Origin of the sequence: Streptomyces sp. NPDC052114 (assembly GCF_040680155.1) — a bacterium.
GTDB lineage: Bacteria > Actinomycetota > Actinomycetes > Streptomycetales > Streptomycetaceae > Streptomyces.
This window is the reverse complement of sequence record NZ_JBFAWC010000005.1, coordinates 14,737-32,794: the sequence shown is the minus strand read 5'-3', so window position 1 is coordinate 32,794 and position 18,058 is coordinate 14,737. Positions and strand designations below refer to the sequence as shown.

General features: G+C 72.5%; 16 protein-coding genes. 13 read left to right on the top strand and 3 right to left on the bottom strand.

Going from position 1 to position 18,058, the window contains the following annotated elements; translation table 11 throughout:
- Window positions 1–64 precede the first annotated feature (64 nt).
- The 4 genes from AB0L89_RS12440 (at window position 65) to nudC (ending at window position 6,985) form a co-directional block, all read left to right on the top strand.
- On the top strand, window positions 65–760 hold the full coding sequence (locus AB0L89_RS12440) for a hypothetical protein (protein WP_365138670.1): 696 nt from the start codon (window positions 65–67) through the stop codon (window positions 758–760).
- Window positions 761–843: 83 nt separating this feature from the next.
- On the top strand, window positions 844–4,545 hold the full coding sequence (locus AB0L89_RS12435) for a UvrD-helicase domain-containing protein (RefSeq protein WP_365138667.1): 3,702 nt from the start codon (window positions 844–846) through the stop codon (window positions 4,543–4,545).
- Window positions 4,546–4,555: 10 nt separating this feature from the next.
- On the top strand, window positions 4,556–5,959 hold the full coding sequence (locus AB0L89_RS12430) for a dipeptidase (RefSeq protein WP_365138664.1): 1,404 nt from the start codon (window positions 4,556–4,558) through the stop codon (window positions 5,957–5,959).
- A gap of 78 nt (window positions 5,960–6,037) precedes the next feature.
- Window positions 6,038–6,985 (top strand): NAD(+) diphosphatase, encoded by a 948-nt coding sequence (gene nudC, locus AB0L89_RS12425; protein ID WP_365138661.1) that lies wholly within the window; start codon window positions 6,038–6,040, stop codon window positions 6,983–6,985.
- Between the two features lie 46 nt (window positions 6,986–7,031).
- Here nudC and AB0L89_RS12420 read toward each other — a convergent pair whose 3' ends face one another.
- The gene (locus AB0L89_RS12420) at window positions 7,032–7,274 is read right to left on the bottom strand and encodes a mycoredoxin (protein ID WP_365138658.1); all 243 of its coding nucleotides are present in this window, start codon (window positions 7,272–7,274) and stop codon (window positions 7,032–7,034) included.
- A gap of 150 nt (window positions 7,275–7,424) precedes the next feature.
- Between AB0L89_RS12420 and AB0L89_RS12415 the strand changes: the two genes are divergently transcribed.
- From AB0L89_RS12415 to AB0L89_RS12395, 5 genes are all read left to right on the top strand, one after another.
- Window positions 7,425–9,641, top strand: coding sequence for an ATP-dependent DNA helicase UvrD2 (locus AB0L89_RS12415; RefSeq protein ID WP_365138655.1), 2,217 nt, complete (start codon window positions 7,425–7,427; stop codon window positions 9,639–9,641).
- A gap of 164 nt (window positions 9,642–9,805) precedes the next feature.
- Entirely contained in the window at window positions 9,806–10,147 is a 342-nt protein-coding gene (locus AB0L89_RS12410; protein WP_365138652.1) for a hypothetical protein, read from the top strand.
- Window positions 10,148–10,317: 170 nt separating this feature from the next.
- The gene (locus AB0L89_RS12405; RefSeq protein WP_055565619.1) at window positions 10,318–10,686 is read left to right on the top strand and encodes a WhiB family transcriptional regulator; all 369 of its coding nucleotides are present in this window, start codon (window positions 10,318–10,320) and stop codon (window positions 10,684–10,686) included.
- Entirely contained in the window at window positions 10,683–11,006 is a 324-nt protein-coding gene (locus tag AB0L89_RS12400) for a hypothetical protein (RefSeq protein ID WP_365138649.1), read from the top strand. Before AB0L89_RS12405 ends, AB0L89_RS12400 begins: the two co-directional genes overlap by 4 nt.
- Window positions 11,007–11,125: 119 nt before the next feature.
- Window positions 11,126–11,317: a hypothetical protein gene (locus AB0L89_RS12395; RefSeq protein WP_365138646.1), complete on the top strand. Its 192-nt coding sequence runs from the start codon at window positions 11,126–11,128 to the stop codon at window positions 11,315–11,317.
- 37 nt (window positions 11,318–11,354) lie between these two features.
- On the opposite strand, the gene AB0L89_RS12390 is transcribed toward AB0L89_RS12395, so the two are convergent.
- A complete protein-coding gene (locus AB0L89_RS12390) occupies window positions 11,355–12,737 on the bottom strand; it encodes an AarF/ABC1/UbiB kinase family protein (RefSeq protein ID WP_365138643.1) in 1,383 nt (460 codons plus the stop codon).
- 41 nt (window positions 12,738–12,778) lie between these two features.
- Window positions 12,779–13,912, bottom strand: a complete 1,134-nt coding sequence (locus AB0L89_RS12385) for a TOMM precursor leader peptide-binding protein (RefSeq protein ID WP_365138641.1) — start codon at window positions 13,910–13,912, stop codon at window positions 12,779–12,781.
- A 203-nt stretch (window positions 13,913–14,115) separates the two neighbouring features.
- On the opposite strand from AB0L89_RS12385, the gene AB0L89_RS12380 reads away from it, so the two are divergent.
- From AB0L89_RS12380 to AB0L89_RS12365, 4 genes are all read left to right on the top strand, one after another.
- Window positions 14,116–14,739, top strand: coding sequence for a M48 family metallopeptidase (locus tag AB0L89_RS12380; protein WP_365138638.1), 624 nt, complete (start codon window positions 14,116–14,118; stop codon window positions 14,737–14,739).
- A gap of 117 nt (window positions 14,740–14,856) precedes the next feature.
- Complete coding sequence (locus AB0L89_RS12375) at window positions 14,857–16,587, top strand: TerD family protein (RefSeq protein WP_365138635.1); 1,731 nt, start codon at window positions 14,857–14,859, stop codon at window positions 16,585–16,587.
- Between the two features lie 11 nt (window positions 16,588–16,598).
- On the top strand, window positions 16,599–17,279 hold the full coding sequence (locus tag AB0L89_RS12370; RefSeq protein ID WP_365138632.1) for an AIM24 family protein: 681 nt from the start codon (window positions 16,599–16,601) through the stop codon (window positions 17,277–17,279).
- A 16-nt stretch (window positions 17,280–17,295) separates the two neighbouring features.
- Window positions 17,296–18,051 (top strand): AIM24 family protein, encoded by a 756-nt coding sequence (locus AB0L89_RS12365; RefSeq protein ID WP_365138629.1) that lies wholly within the window; start codon window positions 17,296–17,298, stop codon window positions 18,049–18,051.
- The last annotated feature ends 7 nt before the right edge of the window (window positions 18,052–18,058 follow it).

The window sequence follows — 18,058 nt, the reverse complement described above, 5'->3', positions numbered from 1 at the left end:
AAGTCTCCGTAAAGACATGCTGTGCACCGGCTGGTGGTGCACCTTTTTGAGGAGATGCGCGTATATGGCAGCCAACCGGAAGCTCCTGGCAGTGGCCGTCGTCTGTGCCGCCGCCGTCATCGGCGTCACCGGCTGCAGCAGCGACGGGGACAAGGACCCCTTCGACGGCATGAGCGCCGACAAGATCGCCGACAAGGCCTCCAAGGCCTCCAAGGACGCCGGTTCCTTCGCGATGAAGGGCCAGATGAAGCAGAGCGGCGAGACGAGCAACATCGAGTTCGCCGTCGCCGAGTCCGGCGACTGCAAGGGCACGATGGGCTCGCAGAAGTCGGGCACCGCCCAGTTCCTCTCCATCGGCAAGTCCTCGTACGTCAAGGCCGACGACAAGTTCTGGGAGGGCCAGGGCGGCGGCTCCACCGCCGAGCTCCTCAAGGGCCGCTGGGTGAAGTCGTCCGAGAAGGAGAGCAGCGTCTGCAACCGGGACGACATGTTCAAGTCCGACAAGCTCAAGAACCTGAAGCGTGAGGACGACGCCGAGGTCGACGGCAAGAAGGCCGCCGTCCTCACCCAGAAGAAGGGCAAGGAGACCACCACCTTCTACGTCGCCATGGAGGGCAAGCCCTACTTCCTGAAGGTCGAGAACAAGAACAGCAACGAGCCGGGCTCGGTGACCTTCAGCGACTACGGCAAGCCCGTCGACGTGAAGGCGCCGCCGGCCAGCGAGGTCGTCGACCCTGAGAAGCTCGCCTCCGGTTCCTGATCCCGGACGCTCCACGAAGCGGCGGTGGCCGCCGCCGTCCGGGTCCGCCCCGGTTGTCGGTGGCCACCGCTAGCCTCTCTGACGTGCCACCTCGCATCACCGACCCCGAGCAGCTCAAGGAGCTCCTCGGCATCCCGTTCACCCCGGAGCAGACGGCCTGCATCATCGCGCCGCCCGCCCCGCAGGTGATCGTGGCCGGAGCGGGGTCGGGCAAGACGACGGTGATGGCGGCCCGTGTGGTGTGGCTCGTCGGCACCGGCCAGGTCGCCCCCGAGCAGGTCCTCGGCCTCACCTTCACGAACAAGGCGGCCGGCGAGCTCGCCGAGCGCGTGCGCCAGGCGCTGATCAAGGCCGGCGTCACCGACCCCGAGCCCCTCGCCCCGGCAGGCCCCTCGCCCGACCACCACCCCTCGACGACGACGCCGCGCGCGGACCCGGACTACTCTCCGGGCGAGCCGGTCATCTCCACGTACCACGCCTTCGCGGGCCGCCTCCTGACCGACCACGGCCTGCGCATCGGACTGGAGCCGACCTCCCGCCTCCTGGCGGACGCCACCCGCTTCCAGCTCGCCGCACGCGTGCTGCGCGAGGCGCCGGGACCCTACCCCGCGCTGACCCGCTCCTTCCCCGACCTCGTCAGCGACCTGCTCGCCCTCGACAGCGAGCTCGCCGAGCACCTGGTGCGGCCCGACAGGCTCCGGGCGTACGACACCGAACTGCTCGGTGCCCTGGAGGGTGCCAAGCTGAGCAACGCCGACCTGCGCAAGGTCCCCGAGACGGCGGCGGCCCGCCTCGAACTGGCCGACCTCGTGGCGCACTACCGCGCGGCCAAGCGCTCGCGCGACCTCCTCGACTTCGGCGACCAGATCGCCCTCTCCGCCACGCTCGCCCGCACCCGCGCGGAGGTCGGCGAGATCCTGCGCGAGGAGTTCCGCGTCGTGCTCCTGGACGAGTACCAGGACACCTCGGTGGCCCAGCGCATCCTCCTGTCCGGCCTCTTCGGCGGCGGCACGGGCCACCCGGTGACCGCGGTCGGCGACCCCTGCCAGGCGATCTACGGCTGGCGCGGCGCGTCCGTGGCCAACCTCGACGACTTCCCCGAGCACTTCGCGCACGCCGACGGCCGCCCCGCGGCCCGCCACGCGCTCAGCGAGAACCGCCGCAGCGGCGGCCGCCTCCTGGACCTCGCCAACGGCCTGGCGGAGCCCCTGCGGGCCATGCACGCGGGCGTGGAGGCCCTGCGGCCCGCCCCCGGCGCCGAGCGCGACGGCGTGGTGCGCTGCGCCCTGCTGCGCACGCACGCCGAGGAGATCGACTGGCTCGGCGACTCGATCGCCCACCTCGTGCGCACGGGCAAGGAACCCGGCGAGATCGCCGTCCTGTGCCGCACGGCCACGGACTTCGCCGAGATCCAGGCCGCGCTCGTCGCCCGCGACATCCCCGTGGAGGTCGTCGGCCTCTCCGGACTCCTCCACCTGCCGGAGGTCGCCGACCTCGTCGCCGTCTGCGAGGTCCTCCAGGACCCGGGCGCGAACGCCTCCCTGGTGCGCCTGCTGACCGGCCCGCGCTGGCGCGTCGGCGCCCGCGACCTGGCCCTTCTGGGCCGCCGCGCCCGCCTTCTCGTACGCCCCGGGCACACGGCGCCCGACGACCCGGACCGGCGTCTGGCCGAGGCCGTCGAGGGGGTCGACCCGGCCGAGGTGATATCGCTCGCGGACGCCCTGGACACGTTCCTGGAGTCGCCCCTCGACCCGGACGACGCCTCCGGAGGCGACGACGGGCTGCCCTTCTCCGCGGACGCCAGGGTCCGCTTCGCCCGGCTCGCCGCCGAACTGCGCGAGCTGCGCCGGTCGCTGTCCGACCCGCTGATGGACGTGCTGCACCGCGTGCTCGCGGTGACCGGCCTTGAGGTGGAGCTGTCCGCGTCCCCGGGCGCCCTCGCGGCCCGCCGCCGCGAGACCCTCTCCAACTTCCTGGACGTCGCCGCCTCCTTCGCCGCGAACGACAACGGCGCGACCCTGCTGGCCTTCCTCGGCTTCCTGCGCACCGCGGCCCAGTACGAGAAGGGCCTCGACAACGCCCTGCCCGGCGGCGAGAACACCGTCAAGGTGCTCACCGCCCACAAGTCCAAGGGCCTGGAGTGGGACGTCGTCGCCGTGCCCGGTCTGGTCAGCGGCACCTTCCCGAGCGCGCAGGGCCGCGAGAAGTGGACGGCCCAGGCCAAGGTCGTCCCGCACGAACTGCGCGGCGACGCGGCCACGCTGCCCGACGTCGACGCGTGGGACGCCAAGGGCATGAAGGCCTTCCACGAGGCCATGAAGGACCACCAGCGCACCGAGGAACTGCGCCTCGGGTACGTGACGTTCACCCGTCCCCGCTCGCTGCTCCTGGGGTCGGGCCACTGGTGGGGCCCCTCCCAGAAGAAGCCCCGCGGCCCCTCGGACTTCCTCCTGGCCCTGCACGACCACTGCGCGGCGGGCCACGGCGAGATCGAGGCCTGGGCGGACGAGCCGGCCGAGGACGAGGAGAACCCCGCGCTGCACGAGGCGCGGGCCGACCAGGCCTGGCCGCTCCCGCTGGACGACGACTCCCTGGCCCGCCGCCGCGCCGCCGCGGCGACGGTCCTCGCCCACCTGGACCGGCTCACGGGACAGGGCACACCGGAGACCGGCCGCACCCACGAGGAGGCCCACCCCTCGGCGCACGACGACGTGCCCCCGGCCGACGACCCGGAGTGGCCACCCCCGCCGGACGAAGAGGACGGCCTCTACGGAGACATCGACTTCCCCGGGACCGACCCGGCCGACTGGGACTCCCTGCCGACGGAGCGCCCGACGGAGCGCCCGACGGTCCCGCACCCCGCGGACGCCCCGGCCGCCGAATCCGCCCACCCCGGAGCACCCGCCGAGGGCGGCCACGCGCGCGTGCCGCTGCCCGCACCCGCCCCCGACGCCCGCCCGCACCCCGCCGAGCCCGCCCCGGACACCCACCCGGACGAGCCGCCCGCGCACTCCCCGGACGAGCCGCCCGCCCGTCTCACGCCGGAGGAGGCCCGCACCCTCGCCTCCTGGGACCGCGACCTGGATGCCCTCACCGGCGAGCTCCTGCGCGCCCGCGAAGCCGTCAGGGACGTCCCCGTGCCGCCGTCGCTCACCGCGTCCGAGCTGCTGCGCCTGGCCGCCGACCCGGACGGCTTCGCCCAGGACCTGGCCCGGCCCATGCCCCGCCCGCCGCAGCCCGCCGCGCGCCGCGGCACCCGCTTCCACGCCTGGGTCGAGTCCCGGTTCGAGGAGCTTCCGCTGCCGATGCTCGGCCCGGAGGACCTGCCGGGCGGCGGGCTCGACGAGGCCGAGATCGCCGACGAGCGCGACCTCGACGCCCTCAAGGAGGCCTTCGAGCGCACCGAGTACGCCCGCCGCACGCCCCACCGCGTGGAGGTCCCCTTCCAGTTCGTCCTCGCGGGCCGCGTCGTGCGCGGACGCATCGACGCCGTCTACAAGGAGGGCGACGGCGCCGACGCCACGTACGAGATCGTCGACTGGAAGACCAGCCGCACCCGCACCGCCGACCCCCTGCAGCTCGCGGTCTACCGCCTCGCCTGGGCCGAGCTGCAGGGCGTCCCCCTGGAATCGGTGCAGGCCGCCTTCCTCTACGTACGCAGCGGGGAGACCGCCCGCCCCAGGAACCTCCCGGGCCGGGCCGAGCTCGAACGCCTCCTGCTCGAAGAGCCGGCCGGTGCGCCGCCGGGCGGTCCGCCGGACGAGCCCGCCCCGGATGGCGGATAGGCTCGTGACCATGAGCGAGACACCGGACAGCGCCGTCCGCACGTACATCGAGAACCACCGCGCCGCCTTCCTCGACGACCTCGCCGAGTGGCTTCGCATCCCGTCCGTGTCGGCCCAGCCCGACCACGCCGGGGACGTGCGCCGCAGCGCGGAGTGGCTCGCCGCCCGGCTCAAGGAGACCGGCTTCCCGGTCACGGAGATCTGGGAGACCCCCGGGGCGCCCGCCGTCTTCGCCGAGTGGCCCTCCGACGACCCCCAGGCGCCCACGGTCCTCGTCTACGGCCACCACGACGTGCAGCCCGCCGCCCGCGAGGACGGCTGGGACACCGACCCCTTCGAGCCCGTCGTCCTGGGGAACCGCCTCCACGCGCGCGGGGCGGCCGACGACAAGGGCCAGGTGTTCTTCCACACCCTCGGCGTCCGTGCCCACCTCGCCGCCACCGGCCGCACCGCTCCCGGGGTGCACCTGAAGCTGCTCGTCGAGGGCGAGGAGGAGTCCGGTTCCCCGCACTTCCGCGCGCTCGTCGAGGCCCACAAGGACCGCCTCGCCGCCGACGCGGTGATCGTCTCGGACACCGGCATGTGGTCCGAGGACACCCCGACCGTCTGCACGGGCATGCGCGGCCTCGCGGAGTGCGAGATCGAACTGCACGGCCCCGACCAGGACATCCACTCCGGTTCCTTCGGCGGCGCCGTGCCGAACCCCGCCACCGAGGTCGCCCGCCTCGTCGCCGCCCTGCACGACGAGCACGCGCGCGTGGCGATCCCGGGCTTCTACGAAGGCATCACGGAACTCACCGACCGCGAGCGCGAACTCTTCGCCGAGCTGCCCTTCGACGAGGAGAGCTGGCAGCGTACGGCCAAGTCGCACGGCCTGCGCGGCGAGGCCGGGTACTCCACCCTGGAGCGCATCTGGGCCCGCCCCACCGCCGAGGTCAACGGCATCGGCGGCGGCTACCAGGGCGCGGGCAGCAAGACGATCATCCCGTCGTCCGCCCTGGTCAAGCTCTCCTTCCGGCTCGTCGCGGGCCAGGACCCGGACCGCGTCGAGGAGGCCGTGCGCGCCTGGGCCGCCGACCGCGTCCCGGCCGGCATCCGCCACACGGTCACCTTCGGCGCCGCCACGCGCCCGTGCCTGACCCCGCTCGACCACCCGGCGCTGCAGTCCGTCGTGCGCGCGATGGGCCGCGCCTTCGGGCAGAAGATCCGCTTCACGCGCGAGGGCGGCTCGGGACCGGCCGCCGACCTCCAGGACGTCCTCGCCGCGCCCGTGCTCTTCCTGGGCATCTCCGTGCCCTCGGACGGCTGGCACGCGCCGAACGAGAAGGTCGAGATCGACCTGCTGCTCAAGGGCGTCGAGACGGCCGCCCACCTGTGGGGCGACCTCGCGGAGAACTGGCGCGATGCACACTGAGAGCCCCCGGAGCACCGAGCACGTCCTGCCGCACGCCCTGCTGAACCACCCATTCCATCGGGGGAGTTGGAAGCACCTGTGACCACCTGGACCGACCGCACCGCAGACCGGCCCGTCTCGCTGACCGCGCCGAGCGGCATCGACCGCGCGGCCCACCACCGCATGGACGAGGCGTGGCTCGCCGCCGCCTGGAGCCACCCGACGACCCGGGTCTTCGTGGTATCCGGCGGTCAGGTGCTCATCGACGAGACGTCCGACGGCCGCACCGAACTGGTGATGACGCCGTCCTTCGAAGCGCCCCTCACCGATCAGCACCGCTACTTCCTCGGCACGGACGACGACGGCGTCAGCTACTTCGCGCTCCAGAAGGACGCCCTGCCGGGCCGCATGGACCAGTCGGCGCGCCCCGCGGGGCTGCGCGAGGCGGGACTGCTGCTCTCGCCCCGGGACGCGGGCCTGATGGTGCACGCCGTCGCCCTGGAGAACTGGCAGCGCCTGCACCGCTTCTGCTCGCGCTGCGGCGAGCGCACCGTCATCGCGGCGGCGGGCCACATCCGCCGCTGCCAGGCCTGCGGCGCCGAGCACTACCCGCGCACCGACCCGGCCGTGATCATGGCGGTCAGGGACAGCGAGGACCGCATCCTGCTCGGCCGCCAGGTGCACTGGCCCGAGGGCCGCTTCTCCACGCTCGCGGGCTTCGTGGAGCCCGGGGAGTCCATCGAGCAGTCGGTGCGGCGCGAGGTCTTCGAGGAGGCCGGGGTCACGGTCGGCGACGTCGAGTACGTCGCGAGCCAGCCCTGGCCCTTCCCCTCCAGCCTGATGCTGGGCTTCATGGCCGACGCCACCTCTTCGGAGATCAACGTCGACGGCGAGGAGATCCACGAGGCGCGCTGGTTCTCCCGCGAAGAGCTGCGGGCCGCATTCGAGTCCGGGGAGGTCATGCCTCCCTACGGCATCTCGATTGCGGCCCGGCTGATCGAGCTCTGGTACGGAAAGCCCCTGCCGAAGCCGGGGACCGTGGGCTGAGCCCCGCCCGGGACCGGTCATCTGCGGACCGGTCCCACGGCTTCGCTCAGGCGGCCAGCTTCTGCTTGACCTGCGCCAGCGAGGGGTTCGTGAGGGTCGAGCCGTCCGGGAAGAGGACGGTGGGAACGGTCTGGTTTCCGCCGTTCGCCGTCTCGACGAAGGTCGCCGACTCCGGGTCCTGCTCGATGTTGATCTCCTTGTACGCGATGCCCTCGCGGTCCATCTGGCCCTTGAGGCGGCGGCAGTAGCCGCACCACGTGGTGCTGTACATCGTCACAGTGCCCGGCATGTCTCGTGTGCTCCTTCGTTGCTCGGGGTGCGTCTTCGCAATCAATCGAACGTACGCGACCCGGCCACCATTCCCGCATTAGTACGACCGGCGCCCGCCGCCTGTGGACAACCGGCTCACCCGCCCCCGGCGACCTGGCAGCATGGCGGGGTGACATCAGCAACGCACTCCACCCTCTTCCCGCAGGTCCCGGACTCGGCCGACGCGGTGCTCGACGGGCTCGACCCGGAGCAGCGCGAGGTGGCCACCGCCCTGCACGGGCCGGTGTGTGTCCTCGCGGGAGCCGGCACGGGCAAGACACGGGCGATCACGCACCGGATCGCCTATGGGGTGCGCGCCGGGATCCTCCAGCCCGCCAGCGTCCTCGCCGTCACGTTCACCAACCGCGCCGCGGGCGAGATGCGCGGCCGACTGCGCCAGCTCGGCGCCTCCGGCGTCCAGGCCCGCACCTTCCACTCGGCGGCCCTGCGCCAGCTCCAGTTCTTCTGGCCGAAGGCGGTCGGCGGGCAGCTGCCCCGGATCGTCGACCGCAAGATCAAGCTCGTCGCGGACGCGGCCGCCGCCTGCCGCATCCGCCTGGACCGCAATGAGCTGCGCGACCTCACCGGCGAGATCGAGTGGTCGAAGGTCACCCAGACGGTCCCCGCGGACTATGCGGCCGCCGCCGCCAAGTCCGGCCGCGACGTCCCGCGCGACCCCGCCGAGATCGCCCAGCTCTACGCGGCCTACGAGGACCTCAAGCGCGACCGCGCCGTCATCGACTTCGAGGACGTCCTGCTGCTCGCCGTCGGCATCCTCCAGGACCGGCACGACATCGCCGACCAGGTCCGCGCCCAGTACCAGCACTTCGTGGTGGACGAGTACCAGGACGTGAGCCCCCTGCAGCAGCGCCTCCTGGAGCTGTGGCTGGGGGACCGCGACAGCCTCTGTGTCGTCGGCGACGCGAGCCAGACGATCTACTCGTTCACCGGCGCGACCCCCGACCACCTCCTGAACTTCCGCACCCGCCACCCGGGGGCCACGGTCGTCAAGCTGGTCCGCGACTACCGCTCCACCCCCCAGGTCGTCCACCTCGCCAACGGCCTGCTCTCCCAGGCCCGCGGCCGCGCCGCCGACCACCGCCTGGAGCTGATCTCCCAGCGCGAGCCCGGCACCGACCCGGTCTACACCGAGTACGCGGACGAGCCGGCCGAGGCGGAGGGCGCCGCCCGCCGCATCCGCACCCTCATGGCCGACGGCGTCCCCGCCAGCGAGATCGCGGTCCTCTTCCGGACGAACTCCCAGTCGGAGATCTACGAACAGGCCCTCGCCGACGCGGGCGTGCCCTACCAGCTCCGGGGTGCCGAGCGGTTCTTCGAGCGCACCGAGGTGCGGGAGGCGGGCGCGGCCCTGCGCGGCGCGGCGCGCTTCGGGGGGAACGACGCCCTCCTGGACGACGTGGTCGACCTGCCCTCCCAGGTCCGTGCCGTGCTCTCCACCAAGGGCTGGACGACCGAGCCGCCCGCAGGCTCCGGGGCGGTCCGCGAGCGCTGGGAGTCCCTGGCCGCGCTCGTGCGGCTCGCCGAGGACTTCGCGCGGGCCAAGCCGGACGCCACCCTGGCCGACCTCGTGGCCGAGCTCGACGAGCGGGCGAACGCCCAGCACGCGCCCACCGTCGAGGGCGTCACGCTCGCCTCGCTGCACGCGGCCAAGGGCCTGGAGTGGGACGCCGTGTTCCTCGTCGGCCTCGCCGAGGGCATGATGCCGATCACGTACGCCAAGACCGACGAGCAGATCGAGGAGGAGCGCCGGCTCCTCTACGTGGGAGTGACCCGCGCCCGCGTCCACCTCTCCCTGTCCTGGGCCCTGTCCCGCTCGCCGGGAGGCCGCCCGGGGCGCCGCCCCAGCCGCTTCCTGGACGGCCTGCGTCCGGGCTCCGGAGCAGGTGGCGCGGCCCGTGCCGCGGGCGGGGGTCCCGGCGGCGTCGAGCGCGGCAGCGGCGGTGCGGGCGAGGGGCTCGGCGCGGTGGCGGAGCGCCGTCGGCGCAAGGACCGCACCCCGGCCCGCTGCCGGGTCTGCGGCAGGACGCTGACCGAGGCGGGCGAGATGAAGCTCATGCGGTGCGAGGACTGCCCGTCCGACATGGACGAAGGTCTCTATGAGCGGTTGCGGGAGTGGCGCGCGGGTCAGGCGAAGCAGCTGGGACAGCCCGCGTACTGCGTCTTCACGGACAAAACCTTGATCGCCATCGCGGAGGCCGTGCCCGACGACGAGGGCGAGCTGGCGCGCATCCCGGGAGTCGGTGTCCGCAAGTTTCGCCGCTTCGGAGCCGAGGTTCTCGCGATTTGTGCAGGTCAGGAGCATGTAAGGGGCGCCGACGACGAATGATTCAAACTCGTCGAAAAAATAGTTTGCGCAGGCGCCAGCAATCCCCATAGGTTCTTAAGCACAGGAACGGCGGCTTCTCCGAAGCCCTGGTCCTGTGCTGTACTTGTCAGTCCGCAGGATCGGTTCCGGCCGCTCCCCTAGACGCCGAGAGGAGGCGAATTCCAGTGATCAGCATCAACGAGAGCTTCATCAGCACCGCGAAAATGACCGATCGCTCGGTCGTCGCCTCTTGCCTGCTCGGCTTCTCGAACCAGGGCACCGGTCTGTCCGGCGGTATTGCCGCCAGCCGTCCGCTGTCCGCCTCCCTGCCTCTCGCCGGTCTTCCCGTCAGCGAGGCCAATGGGGGCAATGAGCGACCGACCAAGGCACCGGAGGCAGCAGTAGCGGAGGCCCAGGCGCACGCCTATGCCTTCGCGGCAGCCGGTGCCGGATTCCGGAAGCAGACGACGCAGCACCACACGATGTGGGCCTTCCGTGGGCTCGAACCCTGGAGTGATCCAGTCTGATCCTCGATCAGACCGGCGCCTTCAGGGCCGCGGAACCCCACCCGGGATCCGCGGCCCTTCTGTTTTCCCCAGAACAGGGAGAACAGCGCGAAGGGGCCGACAGCAAGACCCGGTACCAGCCGCCAACCGGCCGAACCAGGCCGGCACGACCAGACGAGGAAAACACCACCGTGCAACTCGAAGCGCACGCCCCGTCCGTACCGCCTTCACAGACGCTCCCGCCGCCCGCACCCACGGAGGACCCGACCTTGACCCCCCTGACTGCGCTCACCGCGCTCGACGACGCCATCGAGAACCTCGGCGTACCCGTCCCCTGCCGTGCTTACGACCCCGAGGTCTTCTTCGCCGAGTCCCCGGCCGACGTCGAGTACGCCAAGTCCCTCTGCCGGACCTGCCCGCTGATGGAGGCCTGCCTCGCCGGCGCCAAGGAGCGGCGTGAGCCGTGGGGCGTCTGGGGCGGCGAGCTGTTCGTCCAGGGTGTCGTCGTTGCCCGCAAGCGGCCCCGTGGTCGCCCGCGCAAGAACCCGGTCGTCGCATGAGCACCGCCGGCACGATCGATCGCCCTCTGACGCACGACCCCCAGAAGCAGGCCCCGATGAAGGCAGCCACCAGCGAGCCCGCAGGCTCCGCTACCCCAGACTTCACCACCACCGGCGCGCACGTCTCGCGCCAGAACAGGAACCGTGAGATGCAACTCATCCCAGAAGCCATGGCTCGTGCGCATATGCACGAACGCCTGCGTGAGGCCGAGGCCCACCGCCCGGCCGAGCGCCTCGTGGCGGCCCGGCGCATGCAGCGCCGCGCGGAGCGCGCTTCGCTGCGTGCCCGGCGCGCGCTCGCCATCGCCGTCATGCAGTAATCAGGCGGCAGCAACGCCTGGCGAGAGCCATTGATCCCGGCGGGGGCCGGTCCGAACGGACCGGCCCCCGCGGTGCGTTGTGCCCACCGATCTTCCCGGTGCGGCGATATGGTCGCCGGGTGGACCAGCAGAATTCCCGGCCCGCGGAGCCCGAGAATCTCGTGTGCTCCCGCTGTGGCACGGTCGCCGAGGGCACGCCGCCGACCTGGACCTGCTCCGTGGAGAACGGCACCCGCCACTACTTCTGTGACGCCTGCGCGCGGGACAACATCAGGGCCATCGAAGGGCGCCTCGACTCCCCGTGGTGGTGAGCCACCGGCCGGCCCGGCCGACCGCCTCCACCGCGGCCTAGGCCTCTTCCGCCTCCACCGCCACGTCCGTGTCCTCTGCCTCCTCCGGCTCCTCTGCCTCCACGACGAAGCCGGGCAGCCAGGCCTCCAGCTCGTCCCGCATCCGCACCGTCGCACCCATCTGACAGAGCACCCCGATCGTGCTCAGCGTCACGCGGTGGATCAGTAGATACGACGGGGGCAGGTTCAGACGCTTGCCCAACTGGTAGGCGGGGGAGCGGGGATCGGCGACCCGGGCCGCCTGGCTGCGCATCCAGTCGCGCGTGAACGTGAACTCGTCCACCAGCATCGGCTCGATGATCGGCAGCAGATAGTCGAGCACCGCGTCCGGGTCCAGCTCGACGGACTCCTTGACGAAGCCCTCCTCGCACAACATGTCGTAGACCGCCTCGGCCTCGCCCTCCAGCGTCATCCGCAGGGACGTCCCGATGGTCGAGGGCAGCCCGCCGGGCAGCCGGTCGACCGTGCCGAAGTCCAGGACGCCGAGGCGGCATCCGCCCTTCTCGTCCGGGAGCAGGCGGAAGTTCCCGGGGTGCGGGTCGGCGTGCAGCAGGCCCGTGCGCGCCGGGCCCGAGAAGAGGAAGCGGGCCAGCAGCTGGCCCGCCCGGTCGCGCTGCTCCCGCGTGCCCTGCGCGATCACCTCCGACAGCGGGGTCCCGTCGATCCACTCGGTGACCAGGACCTGCTCGCCCTGGTGCACCACCTCGGGCACCACCACGTCGGGGTCGTCCGCGAACTCCTCCGCGTGCGCCTGCTGGGCCTGGGCCTCCAGGGCGTAGTCCAGCTCCTCCGAGACGCGGTCGCGCAGCTCCGAGATGAGCGGCTTGATGTCCATCCCCGGGATCAGCGGCCCCAGGAGACGCGCGAACCGGCTGAGTTGGTTGAGGTCGGACAGCAGCGCCTCGCCCGCTCCCGGGTACTGGACCTTGACCGCGACCTCACGGCCGTCCGCCCACACGGCCCGGTGCACCTGACCGATCGACGCGGCGGCCGCCGGCTTGTCGTCGAACTCCTGGAACAGGTCGCGCCAGTCCTCACCGAGGCGCTCCGCGAGGACCGCGTGCACCGTGCGGGTCGGCATCGGCGGCGCCGCTTCCTGCAGCTTCGTCAGCGCCGCGCGATAGGGCCCCGCGACCTCCTCCGGCAGCGCCGACTCGAAGACGGACAGGGCCTGCCCGAACTTCATGGCACCGCCCTTCAGCTCTCCGAGGACCTTGAACAGCTGCTCCGCCGTGCGCTGCTGCAGTTCCCGGCCGACGAGCTCCGCCGACTTGCCCCCGATCCGCTTGCCGAGCCCCCAGGTCGCGCGTCCCGCGAAGCCGAGCGGCAGCGCGGCCAGTTTGGCGGTACGGGTGACCGCCTTCCGGGGAAGATCAGACATGCGCCCCTCCAAGTCCCAGACAGCCGCGCCGTGTCAGGCGGTTACCCGGCCATTGTTGCGTGTGGCTCCGTGCCCGCGTTGGCCTGATCCCCCTTAACGCTCGCACCCGCTCCGCACGGGCACTCGGGATGCGGCCAAACCGGGCGCGAGCGCCAGTCGAACCCCGGCACGGAAGCCTCCCAGCGGACCCCCGCACACGCCGGGCTCGCCCCGTCCAGGAAGCCGAGCGCGTGCCCCGCGGCCAGCCCGGCGACCGAGGTCGACAGGGCCAGGTCACAGGCCGGCGCCTGCCGCGCGGGGCCGGAGCGCCACTGGGCCAGCATCCGCGGCCAGGTCGGATCGCGATCCGCGCGGTGCCGGAAGAGGCAGCCCGCGCAGGCGGTCGTCCCGGGCAGGACCAAGGGGCCCACCACACCCGTCCCCTCGATCACTCCCGCGTACAGATGAGGGGTGCCCGACGCGAGCAGTTCCTCGGCGGCGGCCGGGGCGGGAGCATAGGCATCCAGGCCGTCCCGCGGGGCGACGATCACCAGGGACAGCCCCGCGTCCGCCGGGGGCTCGGTGGACGCGCGGGGCGCGCGGCCGGGGGCCGACCGGCGCACGAGCCGACGCGCGGTCGTGTCCCTGCGCTCCCCGATGGACTCGGCGGGCGCCCCGCCCGGCGCGACGTCCCAGGGCTCCACATGCCCGCCGTCCATCACCTCGACCCGGCCCACCCCCGCGCCCGCGAGCACCGAGGCCAGCACGGCGCCCACCCGCCCGGCCCCCTGGACCCGCACCCGCACGGCGCGCCGCGCCACCGCCTTCGTGATCGCCCCGGCCGGTTCGGGGGAGAGGAGCGAGAGCGAGGCCAGATCGGCCCGCAGCCGGTCCATGACCCCGGCGCGCCCACGCAGGGAATCGGCCGCCGCGCCGCCTCCCGTCGCGTCGTCGAGCAGACCTGCCCGCGAGAGCTCGCCCATCAGCTTGTCCACATGGCCGTCGGGCAGGCCCATCCGCCGGGCCTCCTCGCGCAGCAGCGGCAGCCCGCGGGTGCCGTCCAGCAGGCCGAGGAAACTGCTCGTCGCCGTGTCCATCGGCCCCAGCACCAGGGCATGCGCGGGCGCCACCCCGAACTGCACGGTGCTCAGGTCCCGCCAGCCGCGCCGCAGCGCGGGCTTCACGATCGGATGCATGGTCGTCCCCCGTCGGCCGGTCGGCGCGGCCCCGTCCGCCACGCCGATCGAGTGCCAGAATGCCCGCCTCGCCAGCCTCCCGCTCCGCGCTGTCCACAGGCGGTGTGCATTCGTCGTACTAATCAAACGTGTGGGGGCGCGGAACACCGCCGAACCGCCCCGGAGGCGGGACTTCCCCCATGCCCAGCGGGTAACGTCGGGGCGTGCCCGCCGACCCGTCCCCTCGCGTCGCTGGGGAGACCTCGGCGCGTCGCGCCGGAACTCCGCAGCGCAGCACGACCAGTCCGCCGTCCTCCGGCGCGGGGCCCAGCGCGGTCGAGGTCAGACGGAGCGCCCGCCGGCGCAGGACGGTCTCGGCGTACCGGGAGGGCGACCGCACCGTCGTCCTCATCCCCGCCCGCATGTCCGAGGCGGAGGAGCAGCGCTGGGTCACGGTGATGCTCGACAAGCTCGCGGCACAGGAGAGCAAGCGCCTCCTCGGCGACGCGGAGCTCGCGGAGCGGGCCGGGCAGCTGTCCGAGCAGTACTTCCAGGGCCGGGCCAGGCCCGCCTCCGTTCGCTGGGTCACGAACCAGAACACCCGCTGGGGTTCCTGCACCCCGGCCGAGGGCAGCATCCGCCTCTCGCACCGTCTCCAGGGCATGCCCGAGTACGTCGTGGACTACGTCCTCGTGCACGAGCTCGCCCATCTGCTCGTCCCCGGCCACGGCCCCAACTTCTGGCGCCTCCTGGAGGCCTACCCCCGTACGGAGCGGGCCAGGGGATACCTCGAAGGGGTGGTCGCGGCGGATCGGCTGCCGCACCTTCCCGCCGCTCGCGAGGAGTGAACGTCCACCGGATCCGACGGTTGTGTAGCGGGTCTGTACCGGCTTGGTCCGCTGTCGGAGTTAGCGGTTAGCCTGGCGCGACGCATTCACATTCGGGATGGGGGACGGTCGTTACGTATGGCCAGGGATTTCCAACGCGGCCACAAGGCCAAGATCAGTGACCTCACCGCGGGGACCGATCTGTACGTAGGTGTACAGATTTCGGCCCCCGGGCTGACCTTCGACATCAGCTGCTTCGGCCTGGACGCGAGCGAGCGGCTCTCGGACGACCGTTACTTCGTCTTCTTCAACCAGCCCAAGTCGCCCGAGGAGTCGATCCAGCTCCTGGGCGCGCAGGCGGGCGACACCGAGTCCTTCCGCGTCACGCTCGACCGCATTCCGCAGCAGATCCAGCGGCTGTCGTTCACGGCGACGATCGACGGCGCCGGCCAGATGTCGCAGGTCGCGTCCGGGTACATCCGCATCGTCGCGGGCGGCGAGGAAGTGGCGCGCTACGCCTTCACCGGCGCGGAGTTCTCCACGGAGCGCGCGGTCATGCTGGGCGACTTCTACCTGAAGGACGTCTGGCGGTTCGCCGCGATCGGGCAGGGCTTCGACGGCGGGCTCGACGCCCTGCTGCGGAACTTCGGCGGCGAGGTCGCCGAGGAGGAGCCCGCCGCCCCGCAGCCGCAGGCCACGCCTGGTTTCGCGCCGCCCGCGCAGGCCTCCGCGCCACCCGCGTTCGGCGCCCCGGCGGCCGCCGCGCCCGCCCCGGTACCCGCCCCGGCCCCTGCTCCCGCACCGGCCCCCGCGCAGAACTTCGCCCCGCCCCAGGGCGCGACCCCGCCCCCGGCGCCCGCCCCCGCGGACCCCTCGGTGCACGCCGCGCAGACCGTCGTGGCCCCGCTGAACCAGCCGCCCGGCACCGTGCCGCCCCCGCCCGCCCCCGCGCCCTACGGCCAGCCCGGCCAGCAGCCCCCGCAGCAGCCGCAGTTCGGCCAGGTCCCCGGCCAGCAGCAGGCTCCGGGGCAGAGCGCACCCCTGCCGCCCGGCTACGGCCAGCAGCCCCAGGCCCCGATGCCTCCGGGCTACGGGCAGCAGCCCGCCGCGCCGATGCCTCCCGGGTACGGCCAGCAGCCCCCGGGCGGACAGTTCCCCGGCCAGCCCCCGGCCCCGCAGGGCGCACCACAGGGCGCCGCTCCCCAAGGCGCCGGTGTGGCCGCGGCCCTCCAGAAGTACCGCGAGGCCCCCACGGGACAGCGCTGGACGCAGCAGAACGAGAAGCTGGTCCGCGTCGACCTGGGCGTCGCCGACCAGCCGATCCTCGCCCGTCAGGGCAGCATGGTGCTCTACCAGGGCAAGGTCGAGTTCAGCTACAAGGGCGCGGGCTTCGCGGGCCGCATCGTGGGCAACGCCACCGGCCAGGAGATGCAGCTGATGCGCTGTTCCGGCCGCGGCCAGGTCTTCCTCGCCGAGGAGGGCACCCACCTGCACCCCATCGAGCTCCAGGGCGACGCGATCTGCATCTCCGCGGAGAACGTCCTCGCCTTCGACGAGACGCTCCAGCACGAGGTCCGCAGGATCGAGGGCCACGGCATCCCCGGTGGCGCGCTGTTCGTGATGCAGTTCCAGGGCACCGGCACGGTCATCGTGAAGACCCACGGCGTCCCCGTCGTGCTGCCGGTCACGCCGACGACGTTCGCCGACTGCCACGCCGTGGTCGCCTGGTCGGCCGCCGCCCAGGCGATCGTTTCCAGCCAGGTCCGGCTGCGCAGCAACGCGTACGCGGGCTCCACGGGGGAGAGCGTGAACCTCCAGTTCCGCGGCGCGCCCGGCAATTTCATCGTCGTCCAGCCGTACGAGGTCTGAGGGAGCCCGTCATGAATCAGCAGCTCGCGGGCTTTGCTCCCGCACCCGTCGCCGCCCGCATGGAGAACCACGGGCACCACATGGTCAAGGTGGCCATGCAGACCGGAAACGACCTCCTCGCGCGCGTGGGCTCGATGGTCGCCTACGAAGGGTTCGTGCAGTACGAGCCGAATCCGCCCGCCGTCCGTCAGGTCGCGCGCGAGTGGATGACCGGCGAGGGCGCGCCCCTGATGAAGTGCTCCGGAGACGGCCTGCTCTACCTGGCCGACTACGGAGCGGATGTCGTCGTCATCAACCTCGCCGGCGACTCCCTCTCGGTGAACGGCACCAACCTGCTCGCCTTCGACGCGTCCCTCCAGTGGGGCGTCGAGCGGGTCAAGGGCATGGCCAAGTTCGCCGGACAGGGCCTGTGGAACATCAAGATCTCCGGCCAGGGCTGGGTCGCGCTGACCTCCCGAGGCACCCCGATCGTCGTCGACTGCGGCCGCGGCGAGGACGAGACGTACGTCGACCCGGACGCCCTGATCGCCTGGTCCCCGAACCTCAAGGTGAAGGGCAAGCGCAGCTTCAAGGCCGGTTCCCTCATCGGGCGCGGCAGCGGCGAGGCCTACCAGATGGGCTTCTCCGGAGAGGGCATCGTCGTCGTACAGCCCAGCGAGGACAGCACCGACCGACTCCGAGCACGGGGCTGAGGGGGAGCGACACACCATGCAGAGCCCACTTTTCGCGCATGCCGAGCAGCAGACGCAGGAGCGCTACTCCGTCCAGAACCCGCAGCTGCTGCGGGTCGCCCTGGAGGGGCACGACGACGTCCTCGCCCGCAAGGGCGCCATGGTCGCCTACCAGGGGCTGATCGAGTTCGACGCCGAGTACCAGAGCCGGGGCAACCAGCGCGCCCGCGCGCACACCGGTGAGGGCCTGGACCTGATGCGCTGCCACGGCCAGGGCACGGTCTACTTCGCGAACCTCGCCCAGTACATCCACGTGGTGGACGTGGACCAGGACGGCCTGACCGTGGACAGCAGCTACGTCCTCGCCATGGACTCGTCGCTGACCCACCAGGTCATCGCCGTGGACAGCCAGTACGGCATCTCCGGCTCCGGCAAGTACCAGCTCAACATCACCGGGCGCGGCAAGGTCGCCCTGATGACGTCGGGCCAGCCGCTGATGCTGCAGGTCACCCCGGACCGGTACGTGAACGCGGACGCCGACGCGATCGTCGCGTGGTCCAACGGCCTGCGGGTCCAGATGCAGGCCCAGACCCACTCCTCGGGCGTCTGGCGGCGCCGCGGCAACACCGGCGAGGGCTGGGAGCTCAGCTTCATGGGCCAGGGCTACGCCCTCGTCCAGCCCAGCGAGATGCTGCCGCCGCAGAACGCGGTTGTCGGGCGGGGCGCCCAGGCGCAGTTCGGGATGGGCCAGCAGGGTGCCCGCGGACAGAACCAGGGCAACGTCTGGAGCTGAGCCCTCC